The organism is Glutamicibacter sp. BSL13 (genome assembly GCF_052928425.1).
This window is the reverse complement of the sequence record NZ_JAVGCZ010000205.1, coordinates 1-1,542: the sequence shown is the minus strand read 5'-3', so window position 1 is coordinate 1,542 and position 1,542 is coordinate 1. Positions and strand designations below refer to the sequence as shown.

Below are 1,542 nucleotides of genomic sequence, written 5' to 3'. Positions count from 1 at the left end.
ACCGGCACCAGCAGGGTTCCGGCCACCGCCAGCACCAGCGCGGTTCCGGCCATCATGAACCAGGACCCGGGCAGCGCCGGCGCCGCGGCCCCGCCGGCCGGGGCGTCCAACGCCGCGTCCACCGCCGCGCCCAGCAGCACGGCCAGCCAGGCCGTGGCCGCGCCGGAAAGCACCGAAAGCCCCACCACGATCCCGGTGGGTGAAGAAGTTCCCGCCAAATCCTTACGCACCCTCCCATCGTAGGCCGTCACGCCAGCGTCCCCGGGCCGGGCGCCGCGGCGGTCCAGCAGCCGGGCGCCGCGCGTCATCCAATTGCGCCCGCGCGCGGCGGTACACCACACTTGGAGCATGGAAACCACCGGCGAAGCACCCCGCCCCCACCAAATCACCCTGCGCTTCCTGGCCGCGCCCATGGATGTGGGCCTGTCCGGCACCGTCGAGGCCGGCACCGTGCTGGAGTGGGTGGACAAGGCCGCGTACGCCGCGGCCGTGGGCTGGGCCGCCAGCTACTGCGTCACCGCGTACGTGGGCAACATCCACTTCTCCGACCCGGTGGGCAGCGGGGATTTGGTGGAGGTCACCGCCAGCATCGTCTACACCGGCACCTCCTCCATGCACGTGCACACCGAGGTCTCCTTCCGCGACCCGCGCGGCGAGCGCACCGGCACCTCCACCACCTGCCTGGTGATCTTCGTGGCCGTGGACGAGCACGGCAAGCCGCGCCCGGTGCCCAGCTTCACCCCGCGCACCGAGCTGCAGACCCGGCGCCGGGACGACGCGCTGGCCCGGATCGGGATCCGCGACGCCATCGTGGAGGAAATGAAGGGCCAAAGCTACACGCAGGCCGGCACCGCCGAACGCATTACGCTGCGCTTCCTGGCCGAGCCGACGGACGTGAACTGGGGCGGGAAGGTGCACGGCGGGATCGTGATGAAGTGGATCGACACCGCCGCGGCGCTGTGCGCCTCGCGGTACTGCGGGCAGGACACCGTCGCGGTGTTCTCCGGCGGGATCCGCTTCTACCGGCCGCTGCGCATCGGGGACCTGGTGGAGGTCGAGGCCCGCCTGGTCTACACCGGGGTGAAGGGCATGCACATTGCGGTGCATGTGCGCTCCGGGGACCCCAAGGGCGGGCAGCTGAACCTGACCACCTACTGCCTGACGGTGATGGTGGCGCGCGACGCGACCGGAACCGCGGTGCCGGTGACCCCCTGGGTGCCGCGCTCCGCGGAGGACCGGGCGCTGTGGGAGCACGCCCGCACCCTGGTGCGCATCCGCGCCAACTCCCCCGGCGGCTACCGCCCGGGGCACCTGGAGCAGTCCGTGCCGGTGGGACGGCAGGCCTCCCGGTGAGCGCGCCCGACGAAACCCCGGCGGTGCCCGGCCCGTGGGTGAAGATCTGCGGGTTGTCCACCGCCGCCGATGTGGCGGTGGCAATCGAGCACGGGGCCGCGGCGCTGGGCTTTGTGCTCACCGATTCGCCGCGGCGCATCAGCCCGCAGCGGGCGGCCGAACTGGTGGCCGCGGTGCCCGAATCGGTGG

2 protein-coding genes and 1 pseudogene are annotated in these 1,542 nt (G+C 72.8%); 2 read left to right on the top strand and 1 reads right to left on the bottom strand.

The window, feature by feature from the left end; translation table 11 throughout:
- On the bottom strand, positions 1–308 hold a 308-nt coding region (locus RCJ92_RS15855), incomplete at its 3' end, for a hypothetical protein (protein ID WP_446755116.1).
- Between the two features lie 40 nt (positions 309–348).
- On the opposite strand from RCJ92_RS15855, the gene RCJ92_RS15850 reads away from it, so the two are divergent.
- Together RCJ92_RS15850 and RCJ92_RS15845 are read left to right on the top strand one after the other, a co-directional pair.
- Positions 349–1,353: an acyl-CoA thioesterase gene (locus RCJ92_RS15850; protein ID WP_138926990.1), complete on the top strand. Its 1,005-nt coding sequence runs from the start codon at positions 349–351 to the stop codon at positions 1,351–1,353.
- Positions 1,350–1,542, top strand: a pseudogene (locus RCJ92_RS15845) (hypothetical protein); the annotation flags it as partial. The gene RCJ92_RS15850 and the pseudogene RCJ92_RS15845, both read left to right, overlap by 4 nt.

Bases quoted from the DNA above. Each gene is read 5' to 3' on its own strand.
- RCJ92_RS15850 (WP_138926990.1), top strand. From the start codon at position 349: ATGGAAACCACCGGCGAAGCACCCCGCCCCCACCAAATCACCCTGCGC.